Raw genomic sequence first — 18,714 nt, forward strand, 5'->3', positions numbered from 1 at the left:
GTGGATAACTCAGCCGTGCATGCGGTACCAGAGCAGCGCCACCTGCAGCGAGGCGCGGGACTCGGCGGAGTCCAGCTGCACCCCGAGCTTGGCTTCGAGCTTGGCCAGCCGGGAGTAGAGGGTGGGCCGCGAGAGGTAGCCGGCCTTGGCCAGCGCGGTTTTGTTCCCGCCGTGGGCCAGGTAGAGATCGAGCAGGTCAAGGGCGGGGTGGTCGACCGGGTTGAGCAGGCCGGAGAGCTCGGCCAGGGCGAAGGTGCGCATCCGCGGGTCGCTGCCCATGGCCGAGAGCACCCCGCGCAGGCGCAGGTCGGCGAAGCGGTAGTAGGGCTGGGCGCGGGTGGGCAGGTGCGGGACGATTTGCGCGACATGCGCGGCCTCCTCCAGCCCGGCGATGCTGGTGGCCAGGGTACCTTCGGGCCCCACTCCGATGGCCACCGGCGCGGCGAGCTGCTCGGCCAGCCGGCGGGTGAAGCCCTGCAGGGTGGAGTCCAGCAGCTCGCGGGCGCGCAGCGGCAGGATCAGCCCCAGGTACCCGGGCTTGAGCGAGCCGGCCAGGATGCCCAGGTGCAGGGCGTCGGCCAGCTGGTCGAGCACCTCGAGCAGGGCGCGGTCGGCCAGCTGGGTTTCGGTCGGCGTGCCGGAACCGGCCAGGGAGATGACCACCGGGACGTAGTAGGCGGCGGCGGCCAGGCCCAGGGCCTGGGTGCGGATGGCGATGTCCTTGTCGCTGTAGCTGTGCCCGGCCTGCAGTTCGTGCAGCGTGGAGGTGCGCGCCTGGTAGAGCAGCTCGCGCTGGTCGCGCCCGGACAGGCGGGCGATGGTCAGCGCCTGCCCGGCACGTTCCAGGACCAGGGCGGCGCGGTCGTCGTCATCCAGAACGGCCGGGACGATCAGCCGTCCCCAGCGGCTGCGGACGGCCCCGACCGGGGTCTGCAGCCAGTTCTCGGTGCCGGTGGCGCGTCCGGTGTGCTCCAGGAACCCGACGAAGCGCGAACGGGTGATCCAGTTTTCCAGTTGCGCTCCGGCCTCCGCGAGCACGTGGTGGCGGACATCTTCCAGGACCACGGGGGCCGAGAGCAGCTGCGCGGTGCGGGCCACGATCTGCGCTTCGTCGGCCTCGGTCAGCGAGAGCCCGGTGTAGATCTCGTGCACCGTGCGGGAGAACTGGACGGCCTCCAGCTGCTCGGCAACGAGTTTCTGGTGGATGACCTCGGTGATGGACACGAAGCGGGTAGTGGTGCGCAGGGCGATGACCGGCAGGCCAAGGTCGGCGACGTCCAGGGGGGCGCCGGAAAGATCCTCGATGATGACCCCGACGGCCCCGGCCTCGCGCAGCGCGGTGATGAAGGCGCGCACGTCGCTCACGTTGCGCAGGGTCGTGAGGATCAGCTCGCGGCCCAGCAGCAGGTCGATGTTCTCGGTGGATTCGGTGACGTGCACCCAGCGGAGCTGCGCGTCCATCCCGGTGCCGCAGAGCACCTGCGGGTCGGCAGCCTGGACCACCGGCAGATGCAGAACCTCGTTCACCGTCAGCATTTTTACACTCCGTCATCAATAGTGCTTAAATCATGACACAGTGATGGTGTTGTCCCTCACATCCATGACCCATGATGAATGCAGGCACCCAACTTCGAAAGGCCGATACGATGACCGCAACGCTGACCGACACCCTGCAGCACTGGATCAACAACGCCAATTACTCCGCCGATGACCGCACCGGAAAGATCTACAACCCGGCCACCGGCGAGGTCACCCGACAGGTGGCGCTGGCGTCGAAGGCCACTACCGAGCATGCGATCGCCGCCGCCGCGGCCGCCTTCCCGAAGTGGCGCGACACCTCGCTGGCCCGCCGCACCGCGATCATGTTCAACTTCCGCCAGCTGCTGGCCGAGCGCAAGGGCGAGCTGGCCGCGATCATCACCGCCGAGCACGGCAAGGTGCTGGACGACGCGCTGGGCGAAGTGGCCCGCGGCCTGGAAGTCGTCGAGCTGTGCTGCAACGCGCCCTACCTGCTCAAGGGCGAGTTCTCGCAGAACGCCTCCACCGGCATCGACGTGCAGTCCATGCGCCAGCCGGTCGGCGTCTCGGCCATCATTTCCCCCTTCAACTTCCCGGCCATGGTGCCGCTGTGGTTCTTCCCGGTGGCGATCGCCGCCGGCAACGCGGTGGTGCTCAAGCCATCGGAGAAGGACCCGTCGGCCGCCAACTGGCTGGCCGAGCTGTTCACCGAGGCAGGCCTGCCCGAGGGCGTGCTGAACGTGGTGCACGGCGACAAGGAAGCGGTGGACACCCTGCTGACCGATCCGCGCGTGAACTCGGTATCCTTCGTGGGTTCCACCCCGATCGCGCAGTACGTCTACTCCACCGGCACCGCGCACAACAAGCGGGTGCAGGCCTTTGGCGGCGCGAAGAACCACATGCTGGTGCTTCCCGATGCCGACCTGGACCTGGCCGCCGACATGGCGGTCAACGCGGGCTTCGGCGCGGCCGGCGAGCGCTGCATGGCGATCTCCGTGGTCGTCGCGATCGACACCATCGCCGATGAGCTGGTGGCCAAGATCGCCGAACGCGCCAAGACGCTGCGCGTGGGCGATGGCACCCGAGGCTGCGACATGGGCCCGCTGATCACCGGCGAGCACAAGGCGAAGGTGGCCGGATACATCGAGGCCGGCATCGCCGCCGGCGCCGAGCTGGTGCTCGATGGCCGCACCGGCACCGTGGATTCCGATGGCGAAGGCTTCTTCCTGCACCCGACGATGTTCGATCATGTCGGCACGGACATGTCCATCTACACCGAGGAGATCTTCGGCCCGGTGCTCTCAGTAGTCCGCGTGGATACCTTCAACGAGGGCATCGATCTGATCAATTCTTCGCCGTACGGCAATGGCACCGCGATCTTCACCAACGACGGCGGCGCGGCCCGCCGCTTCGAGGACGAGATCCAGGTGGGCATGGTCGGGGTCAACGTGCCGATCCCGGTACCGGTGGGCTACCACTCCTTCGGCGGCTGGAAGGCCTCGCTGTTCGGCGACCAGCACGCCTACGGCCCGGAGGGCTTCAAGTTCTTTACCCGCAACAAGGTGATCACCAAGCGCTGGCTGGATCCCAGCCACGGCGGCATCAACCTCGGCTTCCCGCAGAATGACTGATACCCATGACTGAGCAAATTACGCAGGGCGTTTCCGCAGCGGATATCGCCGCTGGCCAGCACGCCTACGAGCTGGACCGCAAGCACGTCTTCCACTCCTGGCAGGCCCAGGGCCCGTTCAATCCGATGACCATCCTGAAGGCCGAAGGCTCCTGGGTGTGGGACGGCGAGGGCAACGCGCTGATCGACCTCTCCAGCCAGCTGGTGAACACGAACATCGGACACCAGCACCCGAAGGTGATCGCCGCGATCCAGGAGCAGGCCGGCAAGCTGGCCACCATCGCCCCGCAGCATGTGAATGACGCGCGCTCGGAGGCGGCCCGGCTGGTTGCCAAGCACACCCCCGGGCAGCTGGACAAGATCTTCTTCACCAATGGCGGTGCCGATGCGGTGGAGCATGCGGTGCGCATGGCGCGGCTGCATACCGGCAAGCACAAGGTGCTCTCCGCGTACCGTTCCTACCACGGCGGCACCCACCTGGCGGTGAACCTCACCGGGGATCCGCGGCGCTTCGCCTCGGATCATGGAACCGACGGGGTGGTGCACTTCTTCCCTGCCTACCCGTACCGCTCCTACTTCAATTCGAGCACCCCCGAGGAGGAGACGGCCCGGGCGCTGAAGCACCTGGAGGACACCATCCTGCTGGAAGGCCCCGGCACCATTGCCGCGATCATCCTGGAGAGCATTCCGGGTACCGCGGGCATCTACCTGCCACCCCCGGGCTATCTGCAGGGCGTGCGCGAGCTGACCGAGAAGCACGGCATCGTGTACATCGCCGATGAGGTGATGGCCGGGTTCGGGCGCAGCGGGCAATGGTTCGCGGTGGACCATGCCGGCGTGGTTCCGGATCTGCTGACCTTCGCCAAGGGCGTGAACTCCGGTTACGTGCCGCTGGGCGGGGTGGCGATCAGCCCGGAAATCTTCGAGACCTTCCGCGAGCGGGTCTACCCGGGCGGGCTGACCTACTCGGGCCACCCGCTGGCCTGTGCGGCGGCGGTGGCCACCATCACGGCGATGGAGGATGAGGGCATGGTCGAGAACGCCAAGCGCCTGGGCGAGGAAATCATCGGGCCGCGCCTGGCGCAGTTCGCCGCCGACCACCCGAGCGTGGGCGAGGTGCGCGGAACCGGCGTGTTCTGGGCGATCGAACTGGTGAAGAACCGGGAGACCCGCGAGCCGCTGGCCGCCTATGGAGGCAGCAGCCCGGAGATGAACCAGGTGGTTGCCGCCGCGAAGGCCGCAGGGCTCCTGCCCTTCGCCAACTTCAACCGGCTGCATGTGGTACCTGCCATGAACATCGAGGATGAGGTGCTCATCGAAGCGCTGGATCGCCTCGAGCAGGCCCTGATCGTCGCCGACACGTTCGTTCAATAGCACCCCACTGGCAGGACAGCCCCGCTGTCCTGCCAGTTCTGCATTCCAAGGAGATCGAGATGAACACCATGGCGACCAGCCCCGTGCTTTACGCCCATCCCCGTGCCTCGCTCGATGAGCAGGACCGCAAGCAGGCCAGCGTGGACCGCTCCGGCTATGCGCCCGAAACCTTTGCCGACGGGGTGATCTTCGCGCAGGACATCGATGATGTGGTGCTGGCGATGAAGCTGGCCCACCAGCATGGGGCCACGATCGTCCCGCGCGGAGCGGGGACCGGGCTGGCGGCAGGTTCTAGTGCGCAGGCCGGGCAGATCGTGCTCGATTTATCCCGGATGGACAAGATCCTGGAAATTGATCCGGTGGAAGCCACCGCGGTGGTGCAGCCCGGAGTGATCAACGCGGCGGTGAACCAGGCCGCCGGCGAGCATGGGCTGTTCTACGCCCCTGATCCTGCCAGTACCGCGATCTGCTCGATCGGCGGCAATATTGCCACCAACGCCGGTGGCATGTGGTGCGCCAAGTACGGGGTGACCCGCGAGTCGGTGCTCAGCTTGCTGGTGGTGCTGCCCGACGGGCAGCTGCTGCGTACCGGGCGGCGGACCATCAAGGGCGTGGCCGGCTATGACATGAATGCGCTGATGATCGGCTCGGAAGGCACCCTGGGCATCGTGGTTGAAGCGCTGCTGCGCCTGCGCCCGAAGCCCAAGCACACCTCCACCTTGGTCGCCTACTTCCCCGATGAAGATACCGCCGCGAAGGCCGCCTCGGCGGTGATCGCCGAACGGCTGACCCCATCGGTGCTGGAGCTGATGTGCGGCAAGACCCTGAAGGCAATCGATGCGGCGCTGGGAACCGACCATGGATCACGCGGCGGCGCCTTGCTGCTCGCGCAGACCGACGGCTATGGCGCGCAGCTGGAAATGCAGGCACTGCAGGATGCGATCGCCCCGCTGGCCGGGCACATCGAGATCGCCAGGGACCAGGAACAAGCCGAGGCGCTTATCGAAGCCCGGCGCCAGGCCATCCCGAGCATGGAGCTGCTGGGCACCGCCTCGATCTGCGATATCGGCGTGCCTCGCAATCGCTTGGCCGAAGCCTTCGCCGGCCTGCAGCGCATCGAGGACGAACGCGGAGTATCGATCTTCACCATTGCCCATGCCGCCGATGGCAACCTGCATCCGATCATCGTGGTGCCCGAAGGCCAATCCATCACCAGTGGCCCGCCGAAGGCCGCGCTGGGAGACATGTTCCACCTCGCCAAGGCCCTGGGCGGCACGCTCACCGGCGAGCACGGCATCGGATTGCTCAAGCAGGATTGGTTGGCCGAGGAGCTGGGCGAGACCTCGCTTGCACTGCAGCGACGGGTGCGCGCGGTGTTCGATCCACAGGGCATCTTGAACCCGGGCAAGGCGATTTAACCCTAGAAGTTCTCCACTGACATGGGTAGGGTAAATACATGGATGAGTATCTACCGGTGGTCTTCGGCCTTCCCCTCATGTCGCTGGCGGCTTCTGTGGTCTTTTTGCTGATCGGGTTGCCCTTGTTCATCCACGCCCTGGTCCGCCGCAAGGGCTTCACTCGCCTGCGTGACGGGGAGCAGACTTATGCGCGCCGCGCATCCATTCGCACCGAGTTCATTTCTGCCGGAATTGCCGTGGTGGTGACGGCCATCTTCCTGGTCATGGGCATCACCGGCTACAACACTGCGATGAGCAACCTCGAGGCGAACGTCCAGAAGGAATATTCGCCGACCAAGTTGGACATCAAGTACTGGAACGGGTCGTGGGCAACAGCAGATATCGCCTTTGCCGATGGCACCAGCTACGAGGATGCCCAGATCTCGATGCAGTCTGCCTACCGTCCATTAGTTGAACCGAAGATGACGATGGATTAGCTTGCAGAGAACTGTCGCCATTATCTAACTTCAGTATGAAATACTGACCACAGAATATTTTCACGCCGATATCCTGTGGAGGGAAAAGACAATGACCGGAAGTGGTGCGCCAGCAGGCGATCCGTTCCAGCCGCATCTTGAGTGGGGTCTGAAAACCTCGTTCGTGAGCTATATTTCTTCTCTCGCCGATGGACGCATTGAAGCTGCCAACGGGGTATGGCAGGTAGGCAACGCGTTGGCGTTCCCTGTCTCCCCCGCTGCCGAGGTCCCGGAAAACGAAATCTGGTTCAACGGGCGTGTTTCCTTCTCCGGGCACGGCGGCATGATGAAGCTCGATCTCTTTGAGCCGCGCATCGTGAACCATGATGAGAGCATCAGCCTCACAATCGACGAGGCCGGCGAGCGCGTTGCCATTGCCGAGCTCACCGAAACCAGCGTTTCGAACGCTTTCGGCTTGGTCAAGACCCGCTTCTCGGCGGTGCTCACCGAGGCAGGTTCGAAGCTGTTCAACGGCCAGTATCCTGCAGGCCAGCAGATGGAAGAAGTCGAGGTCGTGCTGCGCGGCTAGCAGCTCACCAGCAAGAGGGCCCGGCACGAAAGTGCCGGGCCCTCAGTGCTTGTGGACTGCTTAGGCGATCTGGTTCTGTTCCAGAGAACGCAGGTAGGCAAGTCCGGGGTGCCTTTCCAATCCTTGTTGCCCACGGACGGCCCAGACCCCGGCTACGGCAGCAAACAAGCCGCCGGTACCACCAAGCATCAGCGGTTGAGTGTCCGGGAATTGCACGATCATCGTGCCGGTTGTGCTGTCAATATCCATGCTGGTGGCTCCGCTGAAGTAGAAGCTCAACCAAGTTCCGTCTTGGCGTCGGCAGATCACTCGGTGGTTCGTTACCACCGCAAGCACTTCCTGTTGCTCACGCCACTGTTCTTTCGCCAATGCTTCAGCTTGAGTACGGCGGGCTTTGTTTCCCAACGCCATGGCCAGAACGCCAACAGCAACCAGCGTTGGATTTCCCATCAGGAAGCCCGAACTCTGCGTGAAGGTGACATCAGAACCATAGAAACGGGCATAGTTGGCATTGGCGGCACAGATTGCCTGCTCGTTCTGGCCCAAGACAACGTCCCATGGCGGGTTTTGCGGTCGCCAAGTTCCGTCGAAAAGGTCACCCGCCAGCTGAGCAGCAGCAACCTGTGCACGGGCGAGTTCCGCCCTTTCGTTGACGATGACCTTTTCCGCCTTGGTGTAGCGTCCTTTGGAACGGCAGAATGCCCGCCAAGCAAGACGCATCTTTCCGAACGATGTCAGCAGGAAGAAGAGCCCGACACTAAAAATGAAGAGCGATCCGAAAGCCATCCCAGCTAGTGCCGTGTCCTCAATCTTGTTGGTTAGCGAAAAGGCATTGAGCAAAAGAATCCCGCTGGCGAAGAAGAGAACTACGGCAACGGCTACCCGGATAGTCCATGGTGCATGGCGCTTCCATATCGAATAGTTGTCGTATTCCATTTCCCTAAGCGTCGATAACTTGCCGCGCAAACTGGCCAACCCCTCTGTTATTTGTCATTCTGCTCAGCTGGTTTGAATATGTTTATTCGGATTGCATCGAATTTTCTTGATATTGCGCGTACCGTTGCTCGAAAGGGCGCATAGCCGCCTGATTGCGCCTATTGCCGCGAAAATTCTGACGCTCGCAGGACCTGCTCCTCGGTGAGCGCCTGGCCGGTGTACTTCTCGAATTGCGCCGCGGCCTGCAGCGCGATGACCTCGGCGCCGGTGATGACCTGTTTGCCAGCGTCACGAGCGGCGCGGATCAGTGGTGTCTCGCTCGGGAAAGCGACAACGTCGAAGATGCTCTGCGCAGAGGCAATATGTTCCGCTGTGAATGACAGCGTTTCGGCTTGGTCCCCGTCCATGCCCAAGGGAGTGACGTTGACAAGGATCTGGTGGCCTGGAACTGGATCCGCCGAAGCGAATAGGTAGCCATATTTGTCGGCCAGGGCTTTGCCTGCACCGGTATTGCGCGCCAGCACCGTCACGTCGCTGAAACCGGCCTCGCGGAAGGCAGCGACCACGGCCTTGGCCATGCCGCCGGAACCGCGCACTAGAACGCTGCTGCGCGCATCCAATCCATGGCGTGCAATGAGGGCGGCGATGGCTTCGAAGTCGGTATTCGATGCAACGAGCCGACCCTCTTTATTCACAATCGTGTTGACCGAATCGATGGCTCTCGCCGAAGGCTCAATCTCGTCCACCAGTTCCATGACTTCTTCCTTGAACGGCATGGAGACCGAGCAGCCGCGAATGCCCAAGGCGCGTACCCCGGCAATAGCTCCTGGGAGGTCTTGGGTGGAGAAGGCCTTGTAGATGAAGTTCAGGCCGAGTTCTTCATACAGGTAATTGTGGAAACGCGTCCCGATGTTCGATGGTCGCCCGGAGAGCGAAATGCAAAGGGACATGTCTTTATTCAAAATGGGCACGCGGGATCTCCAGTGGTGTTGGCCGGTTCACCTCCAATATACGTGCACCGGCTCGTGGATCCCGCCAGGCCCAGTGGGCATCCGGCCGGAACTTGCGCTGCTCTTTCGCTGTGCCGGCCCATCAGCTAAGCTCATTGCGCATGAGCCAGGATCTTGACCAGGGACCATTTTTCCACGGCACCAAAGCCGCACTGCGCCCCGGGGATCTGCTGTCCCCCGGTTTTCCCTCGAACTATCGGCCCGAAGTCATCATGAACCACATCTACTTCACGGCATTTGCCGATGGAGCCGGATTGGCTGCCGAAATTGCGGCCTTGGACGGGACCGCACATGTGTATGAGGTGGAACCGACCGGGGCGTTTGAAAATGACCCGAATGTCACCGACAAGAAATTCCCGGGCAATCCCACGCGCTCCTACCGCAGTGCGCACCCCGTGCGGGTTATCCGTGAAGTCCACGATTGGACCCGCCTGTCGCCCGAAGCCCTGCAAAGCTGGCGTGAACGCATCGCGAAGATCGCCGATGATCCAACAACCGGGATCATCAACTAGCCTTCACGCGAAAATGGACGGTGCCCGATGCCTGGAGAGGCACCGGGCACCGCCCGTGAACGTTGGAGAAGCGAGTCTCCGTTAGCCCTTGATGATCTGCGGCTGGGCCAGGGACTTCAAGCCGTCAATGCCGAATTCCAGGCCGTAGCCGGACTGCTTGGCGCCGCCAAATGGAATGCGCGGGTCGATGGTGCCGTGCGAGTTGATCCACACGGTGCCCGCCTGGATCTGCGCGGCGACTTCCAGCGCCTTCTCGCGGTTGCTGCTCCATACCGAAGCTCCGAGCCCGACTTCCAGGGCATTGGCGTGCTTGATCGCTTCGGCAGTGTCCTTGACCTTGATGATCGGCAGGGCCGGGCCGAATTGCTCCTCGACCACCAGCGGGTTGCCCGGGTCGATATCGGCAATCAGCGTGGTCGGGTAGAAGTAGCCGGCGGCGTTTTCATCCGGGTTGGCACCGAGCAGCACCTTCGCACCGGAATCCACGGCGTCCTTGACCAGGGATGCGACGATGTCGTACTGGGCCTTGTTCTGCAGCGGGCCGAGCACGTTGTTCTCATCGAGGCCGACACCCATGGGCATTTGCGCGGCGACGCTGGCCAGTGCCTCGCAAACCGCGTCGTAGATCGATTCGGGCACGTACAGCCGCTTGAGCGCGGCACAGGTCTGCCCGGTGTTGATGAAGGCACCCCAGAACAGGTCTTCGGCAATGGCCTGCGGATCAGCGTCTTCGAGCACGATGCCGGCGTCGTTGCCGCCCAATTCCATGGTCAGGCGCTTCACGGTATCGGCCGAGGAACGGATGATGGCCTTGCCGGTGCGGGTGGAGCCGGTGAACATGATCTTGGCGATATCCGGATGCCCGGAGAGCTTCTCGCCGACCTCGCGTCCGCCGGCTACGATCTTCAGCACGTCCGCTGGCAGCACTTCGTTGAGCACGTGGACCAGGGCCAGGACCGAGAGCGGGGTGTACTCGCTGGGCTTCATCACCACGGTGTTGCCCATGCGCAAGCTCGGGGCCAGCTGCCAGATGGAGATCATCATTGGCCAGTTCCAGGGGCCGATGGCGCCTACTACGCCCAGTGCGCGGTAGTGCTTGGCGGCGTAGGTTTCGCCGTCGTCCACGACCACTTCCGGCTCGACCTCGTAGGCGGTGGCGGCGCGCAGCCAGGCGGCTGCTCCCCCGACCTCGAAGCGCGCATTCGGCCCGTTCAGCGGCTTGCCCTGCTCGCGGGACAGCAGCTCGGCGAGCGCTTCCGCATTGGCTTCGATGCTGTCCGCGGCGGCATTGAGCACGCGCTTGCGCTCCTCGTGGCCCAAGGCATCCCAGGCCGGCTGGGCGGACTTCGCGGCGGCAACGGCCGCGTCGAGATCCGCGGCGCTCTGCTCGGCAACACGGCCAACCAGTTCACCGGTTGCGGGGTCCAGGATTTCGGTGCCACCGGTTGCTGGCTGGATCGCGTCCAGCAGTTCTTGGGCGTTTGCGTAAGCCATCTTTGAGCTCCTTGGTACTGGGTTGTTAGGTGACGGGAAGTTTTTCGGCCATCGGCGCACGACGTTTGGACGAGCGGATGGCCAGGGCCAGCACCCATGCGATGAGGCCAGGCAGGATCACGATGCCTTGCAGGACATAACCGAGCATTCCCGGTTCTTCCATGCCAAGCAAGATTTCGAAGTTGATGACGATTTGGGCGAAGACATAGATCAGGGCGATGCCGGAGACCAGCGGTGCGATCACGCGGGTCATCAGGGAGTCCCCGGTGCGGTTGCGCTTGAAATATCCAATAACGGCGAAGGAGGTCAGTGCCATGAGCAGCACCAGCCCGTAGGCCGCCGAGTTGGTCATCCAGGTGAACATCGTGAACACGACATACATCGGATCCTTGCCATGGGAGATCACCGCGAAGATGGCGATAACCACCAGTCCGAGGGTGGACTGCGCCAGCGAGCCTGCAATGGGTGCGTGGGTGGTGCGCGAGGTCGCGGCAAGGAACTTCGGCAGCGCCCCGCCGCGGCCCATGGAGTAGAAGTAGCGGGCAATGACGTTGTGGAAGGCCAGCAGCGCGGCGAAGAGGCTGGTGATGAACAGGATGTTGGCCAAATCGACGAACCATGCTGGGGCGTTGGCGCCGAAGAAGGCGAAAATCAGGTCGGGGCCGAATTCTGCCGATGCGCCGATGACGTTCGAGGCGCCTTCGCCGACGGCTACGGCGAATGCCGAAAACGCGTAGAAGCAGGCGATGATGACTACCGCGATCATCGTGGCACGCCGGGCGGTGCGTGCTGGATCCTTCACTTCTTCGTTGTAGATGGTTCCGGATTCGAAGCCCATGAAAGCGGCGATGGTGAAGGCCATGACGGCGCCCATGCCCGGTGCGAGAGCGTCGGCCATGTTGAAGGATGCGCCCGGCTGCGGCGCTTCGGGAGCGAGCGCGAAGGCCATGATGTTGTAGATGATGACGACGAGGAATTCGGCGGCCACGACGATGCCCAGGACCTTGACGGAGAAATCGACCCGGTTCATGCCGAGGAAGCCGACAACTGCCCATGCCACCAGGGCCATGGCCCACCATGGGATGGCGGTGCCGAAGGACGCATTGGCAAAGGACGCCGCGGCGAACCCGAACATGCCGTAGATGCCGATCTGCATGAGGTTGTAGCTGACCAAGGCGACCATTGCCGCCCCGACGCCCAGCGCCCGTCCCAGTCCTTGGGCAATGTAGGCGTAGAAGGCTCCGGCGTTCGGGATGTAGCGGCTCATCGCGGTGTAGCCGATGCTGAAGACCAGCAAGATGGCGCCGACTATGAGGAAGGACAGCGGCACGGATTCCATGCCGGTTACCGCGTAGTTGGTAGTCACGCCGCCAGCCACCGCGGTTAGCGGTGCGCTTGCGGCAATGATCATCACAACCAGAGCCGGCACGGTGAGTGTGCGTTGTTCGAGTCCCATTCGATCCCCCATTTGCCGAGTGCTTCGCTATCAGCATCGCCCAAGTGCCCGGACTTGTCCTTGGCATTGAGTGCAGGACCATTGGCTCCGCGTGCACAAGCGTGTCCTGCGCCTCAGGCGGCGCAGCGGTATTTGCCCGGTGTGGAACCGAATTCCTTGGAGAACATGCGGCTGAAGCCGGCCGCATCGGCGATCCCTACCCGGGACCCGATGGCTTGGACTGGCAGCTCAGCCAGCAGCGGGTCGCGCAGCAGGCGCGAGGCTTCGCGCATCCGCAGGTGGCGGATCAGCGCGGCAACACTGAGCGGCTGGTTCTCGAAAAGCGCGTGCAGGCTGCGCACGGACATGAAATGGGCGGCAGCGATTCGCGCGGGTCCCAGGTCGGCATCATCCAGGTGGGCGCCGATGTAGCTGGTGACCAATTCGCGTTGCCGCACCTTGGCATCGCCATGGCATTCGGCGCCAAGCGCCCCGCCCAGGGCAGTTGCCAGCAGGTCCACGGTATTGCGCGCCAGCTGGTATCCGCCGAATTCATCCCACTGGGACAGATTGGCGCCAAGATGGCGCAGCAGCGGGGCGACTGTTCCCGACAGCGGGTGCGTTTGCCTCAGGGCGACGGCTGTCAGCTGGCCGACCTGTTGCTGGGACAGGCGGAAAAGATCATGGGGAACCAATGTGACCAGTACCGACGCCGGCTTTTCAAAGGCCAGGGTGTAGGGACGCTGCGTGTCATAGATCGCCAGGTCCCCGGGCGCCAGCAGGGTCTCGCGACCGTCTTGGATCAGCAGCCCGTAGCCATCGAGCTGGTAGGAGACCTTGTAGAAATCCCCGTCGCCGCTGGAGGTCAGGTTCTCGGTTCGTTGCACTGCGTGGGGTTTGGCATGAATGCGCATCAAGCCGATGTCGCCGAGCATATTGGCACCCAGCGTGGCGGTGAAGTGGCCGCTGGAAATCTGCTCGCTTTGCAGCCTCACGAAGGCGTCGGAAATGAGCCGCGACCATGCGGTGAACGAATCGACGTGCTGAAGTTGATACATGCTTGCCTCCCCATCGAAGCCCCGGAACTGTGTCAGGCATCACGAATGAGAGTACGCCGAGCGAGCCGAAAAGTCACTATTTTCTTCGCGCGGAGAATATCCGCTTAGCCCTCCGGTCGCAGTTGGCGCAATGCATCCAGGCGGTATTGGAGCTGCGCTTCGAGCGCATCGGGGGTATTGACCGCTTCATCGAGCACGCTGCTGGTCTGCGCGCCCATCAGGAAATTGATCATCGAGTCGCGCGCTACGCGCGCCTTGGGGTGCTCCGAGCCCAGCAGCTGCTCAAGCCATTGGTCAATGAGCTCGCGCCACCGGTCCATGGTTTCCGCATTGACCGCAGCCAGCGCCCGGTCCCCGAGGGCCAGGTGCCAGAAGTGCACCGCAATGCGGGCTTCATTGCGCCGCAGCTCATCAAGCGGGAGCACTTCTCGCGAGAACGCTTCGAGGGCGCCAAGCCCCGCTAGCCCCCGGCACATGCAGGCAATGCGCCTGTCGGTGGCCTCGGCTACGTAGCGGAAAGTAGCAACCAGCAGCGAGTCGCGCGTTGGGAAGTAGGGCTTGAAGGCGCCGTTGGAATAGCCAGCCGTGGCAGCCAAGTCACGCAGATTCAGTTTCTCAATGCCCTCGCGGGCAATGAATCTCCAAGTGACCTCGACAATCTCCCGGCGACGCTGATCATGGTCCACGATTTTCGGCATGGTTCAAGATTAGCGATAAACCATTTATTTCAGGCAAAGGGCTTGCGTCACATTGAGTCCGCCCGTATTCTCTACAATCAGAGAATAATAAATGCCGCAGATCACACTTCAGTGCCGAAGGAGCCCGTCTCATGCCAATCACCACCGCCACGGATTTCACCCTGCTCAGCGAAGCAGAGGTCGCTACCGCCAAGGATTTGCTGGTCAACCACCAGCTTTTCACCGAGAACACCCGCATCGCCTACATGGGCTTGGAAGATCCACGCGCTGACCGTCCCGGACGCTTTGTCCGCGTCATGCTCATGGACAAGCTGGCCAACTCCCCCAAGGATGTCGTCCTCGACCTGGGCGCGCAGGCCGTGCTTTCCAGAATCGACCTGGATCCGGCAAAGGTGGGGCAGATGCCCGTGCTGCTGGAGGAATTCGAAATGGTGGAGGCCATCCTGATTGGCGATCCGCAGTGGGCGGCCGCTCTGGCCAAGCGCGGCCTGAAACCAGATCAGGTGCGCGTTGCCCCGCTCTCCGCAGGAGTTTACGAAGACGAGTACCCGCAAGAAGCAGGACGCCGCATCCTGCGCGGCCTGGCCTTCCGCCAGGATTTCGCCGAAGACTCGGCCTGGGCCCATCCCGTTGATGGACTGGTGGTTTACATCGACACCATCGCCGGAAAAATCGACCAGCTGCTGGACCTGGAAATCATTCCGGTGCCCGAAACCCACGGCAACTACACGGACCCGGAACTCACGGGCCCGGTGCGCACCACCCAGAAGCCCATCGAGATCACCCAGCCTGAGGGCGCCAGCTTCACGGTTAGCGCAGGCAACCATGTTGAGTGGGAGAAATGGTCGCTGGATATCGGTTTCGATATGCGCGAAGGTCTGGTTCTCTACAACATCGCCTTCAATGACCGGGGCACCGAGCGCCGCATCCTGGACCGTGCGTCCATTGCCGAAATGGTAGTCCCCTATGGCGACCCGTCCCCGGTGCGCAGCTGGCAGAACTACTTCGACACCGGCGAATACCTCATCGGACGCCTGGCCAACTCGCTGGAGCTGGGCTGCGACTGCCTGGGCGAAATCCACTACATCTCCCCTGTGGTCACCGACGCCGACGGCAATGCGCAGAAGATCACCAATGGCATCTGCATGCACGAGGAAGACGCTTCGATCCTCTCCAAGCACGCAGATGACTGGTCCGGAGTGAAGTACACCCGCCGCAACCGCCGCCTGGTGATCAGCTTCTTCACCACCGTGGGCAACTACGACTACGGCTTCTACTGGTACCTGTACCTGGATGGCACCATCGAATTCGAGGCCAAGGCCACCGGCATCGTATTCACCTCGGCCATGCGCGACGAACGCTACGCCTCGGAAATGGCGCCTGGGCTGGGCGCCCCATTCCACCAGCACATTTTCGGCGCCCGACTGGACTTCGCCCTGGACGGCGGACCCAGCCGCGTCATCGAAGAAGAAGCCGTGCGCTTGCCGATCAGCAAGGAAAATCCCCGGGGCAACGCCTTTACCCGCAGCCACACGGTCCTGGCAACCGAAAAGCAGGCGGTACGCGATAGCAACCCGACCGCCGGCCGCACCTGGGTGGTGACCAACCCGGATTCGAAGAACTACCTTGGCAAGCCGGTGGGCTACAAGCTGATGTCCCAGGGACTGCCGACCCTGCTGGCCGCCGAAGGATCCTCCATCCATCGCCGCGCAGAGTTCGCGTCCAAGGCCCTGTGGGTGACCAAGCGGGAGAATAGCCACCGCTATCCAACCGGTGACTTCGTGAACCAGAACCCGGGCGTTGACGGCATTGGCTCGTGGATCGAGGACGACAAGAGCATCGACGGCGAACAGATCAGCCTGTGGCACACCTTCGCGCTGACCCACTTCCCGCGCACCGAGGACTGGCCGATGATGCCCGTGGACACGGTTGGCTTCACCATCCGCCCCGAAGGCTTCTTCGACCGCTCCCCGGTCCTTGATGTTCCAGCCCCCATCCAGCACGGCTGCTGCGCCACCAAGGAATCCGACGGTTGCTGTGGCAGCGGCGACTAGCCACGCGGCAAGGGTGCCGGCCGGACACATTGCCCTTGGAGCCGCTTCGCTGTGCCTGGCCGCAACTCACCTGCTAGTTCTGGCACTGATGCCACACGACCTGTGGTGGAATCTGGCATTGCTTGCAATGACCTTGTGGTGCATCAAATGCTCCTGGTGCGTGCTGCGCGGCGGTTCGCCCATGCGCCTGCTGGTGATGAGCGCGCTCATGGGCACCTCCCACGTGGCGATGGTGATCGGCATGCCTTGGTTCAGCGGCCACCACGCGGCGCACGCCGCGCATGGCGCCGGGCATGCACCGGTGATGCTGGGCGTTGCGGCCGCCGAATTCCTGCTGATGTTCGGCGCGGCTTGGCTCAGCCGCCATTTCCCAGGACGGGCGAATCAATTCAATAGCGGCGAACCGGTAGCGGTTCTCCCATGACCAGGCCCGGTCTTCGAAGCAGTGCACTTCTGGTTCGAAGACCGGGTTTCGGCTGCGCTTCTGGACCTTGACAACCCCGAGCGGCGCAGGCTTAGATGAGTAATGAATCACATTCAATTTGTGTTCATCTTTCCGAGAAGAGGGATAGCCTTGACCGCCGATTGGCATTCAACTGGCATCCCCGGTGCCCAGCAGACGGCAAAGCCGCAAGGACCACTGGTCGTTCCCCTGCCTCGATAGCGCCTACTGAACCAGCTATCTTCGAGGAAAGTACCAATGAACAGCACCAATGATCTGACTTTCGACAGGCATGAAGCCGAAGTCTCCCCCGCCCTGATCTCCCAAGCGCTGGCAGATGCCAAGCGCACCAGCTACTGGCTGGATAACGAGCACCGCCCCGCACCCCACCCGGCGCTGCATGGCTCGGTCACCACCGACTTGCTGATTATTGGCGGCGGCTACACCGGGTTATGGACCGCGCTCCAAGCCAAGGAGCAGAACCCCAACCGACAAGTCGTACTGATCGAGGGCCAGCGCTTGGGCTGGGCAGCTTCCGGGCGCAACGGCGGCTTCTGCGAAGCCTCGCTGGTCCACGGCGAGGCCAACGGCGAAAACCACCTGCCCAAGGAAAATGCGCTGCTTGCGGAACTCGGAAAGAAGAACCTCGACGAGTTCGAAGCGACGGTGAGCCGCTATGCGATGGACGTGGATTTCGTCCGCGAGGGCGCCGTCAACGTAGCCACCGAACAGCATCAGGTTGCGTGGGTGGCCGAGGAAGCTGAAGCACCGGGTGTCGATTACCTCGATGCTGGCGCGGTAAGGCAACTGATCAATTCGCCAGACTTCCTGGCCGGCGCCCGTGACCATGATTCAACCGCGCTGGTCCACCCCGCCAAGTTGGCCTGGGAGCTTTCGCGCGTCTGCAGTGAACTAGGCGTCGAGTTCTACGAGCACACCCACGCTGTGGAGTTGAAAAATGCTGGCACGCAGGTGCAGGTGCTGACCGCCGATGGCCAGATCACCGCCCAGCGCGTAGCCCTGGCAACCAATGTTTTCCCTTCTCTGCTCAAGCGCCACCGCTCCCGCATTGTGCCGGTATATGACTACGCGCTGATGACTGAACCGCTCACCGCGCAGCAGCGCGCAGCAATCGGCTGGGATGACATGGTGGGCTTGGCCGACCTGAACAACCGATTCCACTATGCCCGCCCAACCATCGACGCCGATGGGAACTTCCGCATTCTCTACGGCGGCTACGACGCGGTCTATCACTTCGGCGGCAAGGTCCGCTCCAGCTACGACACCAACCAGCAGACCTTCGAGAAGCTCGCCGCACATTTCTTCGGCAGCTTCCCGGACCTCTCGGATATGAAATTCTCCCATGCATGGGGCGGTGCCATTGATACCTGCTCTCGCTTCTTCTCCTTCTTCGATCTGGCCTACGGCGGCAAGGTCGCCTACTGTGCAGGCTTCACCGGCCTGGGCGTAGGCGCTACCCGTTTCGGTGCAAAGGTGATGCTGGATCTGCTTTCAGGCAAGAAAACCGAGCTGACCGAATTGGAGCTGGTGCGTACCAAGCCGATCCCTTTCCCACCGGAACCTGCTGCATGGGTGGGCGTGAACCTGATGACAAGTCAGCTGGTCAAGGCCGATCACAATCGAGGCGAGCGCTCGGCCTTCCTGAAGCTGATGGACAAGATCGGAATGGGGTTCGATTCCTGATGGCTGGAAAAATCCTTCAAGCCAGCATCGTCCAGGCCGATGCCGTTGAGCTGATGCACGAAGCGGCAGACGGCGAACAGCTTGCAGCCGGTCACGTTCCAGCGACTACGGGTTATCGGGCACTGGGCACCCTCGGGGAGGCTGAAGTAGGCATCTGGGAGATGTCGGCCGGTGCCATGCAAGACGTCGAAGCGGACGAATACTTTGCGGTGCTTGCCGGCAGCGCGACGGTGCAGATTCTCGAAGCAGATGGCTTCGGCGCCCAAGAACTAGTGCTGGTTCCAGGCAGCGTTGTCCGGCTTCATGCGGGAATGAAAACCCGTTGGACCGTCACCAAAACCCTGCGCAAGATCTACTTCACCCTCTGAATCCCCCTAGGAGAATTCA

The 18,714-nt window shown here is 62.9% G+C and carries 17 protein-coding genes; 10 read left to right on the forward strand and 7 right to left on the reverse strand.

From position 1 onward, the window contains the following. Window positions 1-9: 9 nt before the first annotated feature. On the reverse strand, window positions 10-1,536 hold the full coding sequence (locus ACRDT3_RS12125) for a PucR family transcriptional regulator (protein WP_431493214.1): 1,527 nt from the start codon (window positions 1,534-1,536) through the stop codon (window positions 10-12). Between the two features lie 110 nt (window positions 1,537-1,646). On the opposite strand from ACRDT3_RS12125, the gene ACRDT3_RS12130 reads away from it, so the two are divergent. The 5 genes from ACRDT3_RS12130 to ACRDT3_RS12150 all read left to right on the forward strand — a co-directional run bounded on the left by ACRDT3_RS12130 (window position 1,647) and on the right by ACRDT3_RS12150 (window position 6,984). Continuing rightward, window positions 1,647-3,149, forward strand: a complete 1,503-nt coding sequence (locus ACRDT3_RS12130) for a CoA-acylating methylmalonate-semialdehyde dehydrogenase (protein WP_431493215.1) — start codon at window positions 1,647-1,649, stop codon at window positions 3,147-3,149. A 5-nt stretch (window positions 3,150-3,154) separates the two neighbouring features. Then, on the forward strand, window positions 3,155-4,522 hold the full coding sequence (locus ACRDT3_RS12135; protein WP_431493216.1) for an aspartate aminotransferase family protein: 1,368 nt from the start codon (window positions 3,155-3,157) through the stop codon (window positions 4,520-4,522). Between the two features lie 59 nt (window positions 4,523-4,581). After that, entirely contained in the window at window positions 4,582-5,940 is a 1,359-nt protein-coding gene (locus ACRDT3_RS12140) for an FAD-binding oxidoreductase (protein WP_431493217.1), read from the forward strand. 38 nt (window positions 5,941-5,978) lie between these two features. Further along, entirely contained in the window at window positions 5,979-6,416 is a 438-nt protein-coding gene (locus tag ACRDT3_RS12145; RefSeq protein ID WP_431493218.1) for a hypothetical protein, read from the forward strand. Window positions 6,417-6,507: 91 nt separating this feature from the next. Then, complete coding sequence (locus tag ACRDT3_RS12150; protein WP_431493219.1) at window positions 6,508-6,984, forward strand: HtaA domain-containing protein; 477 nt, start codon at window positions 6,508-6,510, stop codon at window positions 6,982-6,984. Window positions 6,985-7,044: 60 nt separating this feature from the next. Here the strand turns inward: ACRDT3_RS12150 and ACRDT3_RS12155 are convergent, their stop codons facing one another. Then, window positions 7,045-7,920, reverse strand: a complete 876-nt coding sequence (locus ACRDT3_RS12155; RefSeq protein ID WP_431493220.1) for a hypothetical protein — start codon at window positions 7,918-7,920, stop codon at window positions 7,045-7,047. A gap of 158 nt (window positions 7,921-8,078) precedes the next feature. Beyond that, window positions 8,079-8,891 (reverse strand): shikimate 5-dehydrogenase, encoded by an 813-nt coding sequence (locus tag ACRDT3_RS12160; RefSeq protein ID WP_431493221.1) that lies wholly within the window; start codon window positions 8,889-8,891, stop codon window positions 8,079-8,081. A gap of 140 nt (window positions 8,892-9,031) precedes the next feature. Between ACRDT3_RS12160 and arr the strand changes: the two genes are divergently transcribed. Next, on the forward strand, window positions 9,032-9,442 hold the full coding sequence (arr, locus tag ACRDT3_RS12165) for an NAD(+)--rifampin ADP-ribosyltransferase (protein WP_431493222.1): 411 nt from the start codon (window positions 9,032-9,034) through the stop codon (window positions 9,440-9,442). 81 nt (window positions 9,443-9,523) lie between these two features. On the opposite strand, the gene ACRDT3_RS12170 is transcribed toward arr, so the two are convergent. The 4 genes from ACRDT3_RS12170 to ACRDT3_RS12185 form a co-directional block, all read right to left on the reverse strand. After that, complete coding sequence (locus tag ACRDT3_RS12170) at window positions 9,524-10,936, reverse strand: aldehyde dehydrogenase family protein (protein WP_431493223.1); 1,413 nt, start codon at window positions 10,934-10,936, stop codon at window positions 9,524-9,526. Window positions 10,937-10,961: 25 nt separating this feature from the next. Beyond that, entirely contained in the window at window positions 10,962-12,392 is a 1,431-nt protein-coding gene (locus ACRDT3_RS12175) for an APC family permease (RefSeq protein WP_431493224.1), read from the reverse strand. A gap of 113 nt (window positions 12,393-12,505) precedes the next feature. Then, window positions 12,506-13,429 (reverse strand): helix-turn-helix domain-containing protein, encoded by a 924-nt coding sequence (locus tag ACRDT3_RS12180; RefSeq protein ID WP_431493225.1) that lies wholly within the window; start codon window positions 13,427-13,429, stop codon window positions 12,506-12,508. 104 nt (window positions 13,430-13,533) lie between these two features. After that, the gene (locus ACRDT3_RS12185; RefSeq protein ID WP_431493226.1) at window positions 13,534-14,127 is read right to left on the reverse strand and encodes a TetR/AcrR family transcriptional regulator; all 594 of its coding nucleotides are present in this window, start codon (window positions 14,125-14,127) and stop codon (window positions 13,534-13,536) included. 131 nt (window positions 14,128-14,258) lie between these two features. Here ACRDT3_RS12185 and ACRDT3_RS12190 point away from each other — a divergent pair, with 131 nt between their 5' ends. From ACRDT3_RS12190 to ACRDT3_RS12205, 4 genes are all read left to right on the forward strand, one after another. Continuing rightward, window positions 14,259-16,181 carry a primary-amine oxidase gene (locus ACRDT3_RS12190; RefSeq protein ID WP_431493227.1) on the forward strand — a complete coding sequence of 641 codons (1,923 nt, stop codon included), beginning with the start codon at window positions 14,259-14,261 and terminating at the stop codon, window positions 16,179-16,181. After that, the gene (locus ACRDT3_RS12195) at window positions 16,165-16,605 is read left to right on the forward strand and encodes a hypothetical protein (RefSeq protein ID WP_431493228.1); all 441 of its coding nucleotides are present in this window, start codon (window positions 16,165-16,167) and stop codon (window positions 16,603-16,605) included. The genes ACRDT3_RS12190 and ACRDT3_RS12195 overlap by 17 nt, the downstream gene beginning before the upstream one ends. Before the next feature lie 276 nt (window positions 16,606-16,881). Continuing rightward, window positions 16,882-18,327: an NAD(P)/FAD-dependent oxidoreductase gene (locus tag ACRDT3_RS12200; protein WP_431493229.1), complete on the forward strand. Its 1,446-nt coding sequence runs from the start codon at window positions 16,882-16,884 to the stop codon at window positions 18,325-18,327. Beyond that, window positions 18,327-18,695 carry a cupin domain-containing protein gene (locus tag ACRDT3_RS12205; RefSeq protein WP_431493230.1) on the forward strand — a complete coding sequence of 123 codons (369 nt, stop codon included), beginning with the start codon at window positions 18,327-18,329 and terminating at the stop codon, window positions 18,693-18,695. Before ACRDT3_RS12200 ends, ACRDT3_RS12205 begins: the two co-directional genes overlap by 1 nt. Window positions 18,696-18,714 lie beyond the last annotated feature (19 nt).

It is taken from the genome of Glutamicibacter sp., assembly GCF_050701915.1.
GTDB lineage: Bacteria > Actinomycetota > Actinomycetes > Actinomycetales > Micrococcaceae > Glutamicibacter.

Excerpts from the sequence above, each read along its gene's own strand:
- ACRDT3_RS12140 (WP_431493217.1), top strand. The coding sequence starts at position 4,582 with ATGAACACCATGGCGACCAGCCCCGTGCTTTACGCCCATCCCCGTGCC.
- ACRDT3_RS12130 (WP_431493215.1), top strand. The coding sequence starts at position 1,647 with ATGACCGCAACGCTGACCGACACCCTGCAGCACTGGATCAACAACGCC.
- ACRDT3_RS12125 (WP_431493214.1), bottom strand. The coding sequence starts at position 1,536 with ATGCTGACGGTGAACGAGGTTCTGCATCTGCCGGTGGTCCAGGCTGCC.
- ACRDT3_RS12135 (WP_431493216.1), top strand. The coding sequence starts at position 3,155 with ATGACTGAGCAAATTACGCAGGGCGTTTCCGCAGCGGATATCGCCGCT.
- ACRDT3_RS12170 (WP_431493223.1), bottom strand. The coding sequence starts at position 10,936 with ATGGCTTACGCAAACGCCCAAGAACTGCTGGACGCGATCCAGCCAGCA.
- ACRDT3_RS12155 (WP_431493220.1), bottom strand. The coding sequence starts at position 7,920 with ATGGAATACGACAACTATTCGATATGGAAGCGCCATGCACCATGGACT.
- ACRDT3_RS12205 (WP_431493230.1), top strand. The coding sequence starts at position 18,327 with ATGGCTGGAAAAATCCTTCAAGCCAGCATCGTCCAGGCCGATGCCGTT.
- arr (WP_431493222.1), top strand. The coding sequence starts at position 9,032 with ATGAGCCAGGATCTTGACCAGGGACCATTTTTCCACGGCACCAAAGCC.
- ACRDT3_RS12185 (WP_431493226.1), bottom strand. The coding sequence starts at position 14,127 with ATGCCGAAAATCGTGGACCATGATCAGCGTCGCCGGGAGATTGTCGAG.
- ACRDT3_RS12190 (WP_431493227.1), top strand. The coding sequence starts at position 14,259 with ATGCCAATCACCACCGCCACGGATTTCACCCTGCTCAGCGAAGCAGAG.
- ACRDT3_RS12180 (WP_431493225.1), bottom strand. The coding sequence starts at position 13,429 with ATGTATCAACTTCAGCACGTCGATTCGTTCACCGCATGGTCGCGGCTC.
- ACRDT3_RS12200 (WP_431493229.1), top strand. The coding sequence starts at position 16,882 with ATGAACAGCACCAATGATCTGACTTTCGACAGGCATGAAGCCGAAGTC.
- ACRDT3_RS12175 (WP_431493224.1), bottom strand. The coding sequence starts at position 12,392 with ATGGGACTCGAACAACGCACACTCACCGTGCCGGCTCTGGTTGTGATG.
- ACRDT3_RS12150 (WP_431493219.1), top strand. The coding sequence starts at position 6,508 with ATGACCGGAAGTGGTGCGCCAGCAGGCGATCCGTTCCAGCCGCATCTT.
- ACRDT3_RS12145 (WP_431493218.1), top strand. The coding sequence starts at position 5,979 with ATGGATGAGTATCTACCGGTGGTCTTCGGCCTTCCCCTCATGTCGCTG.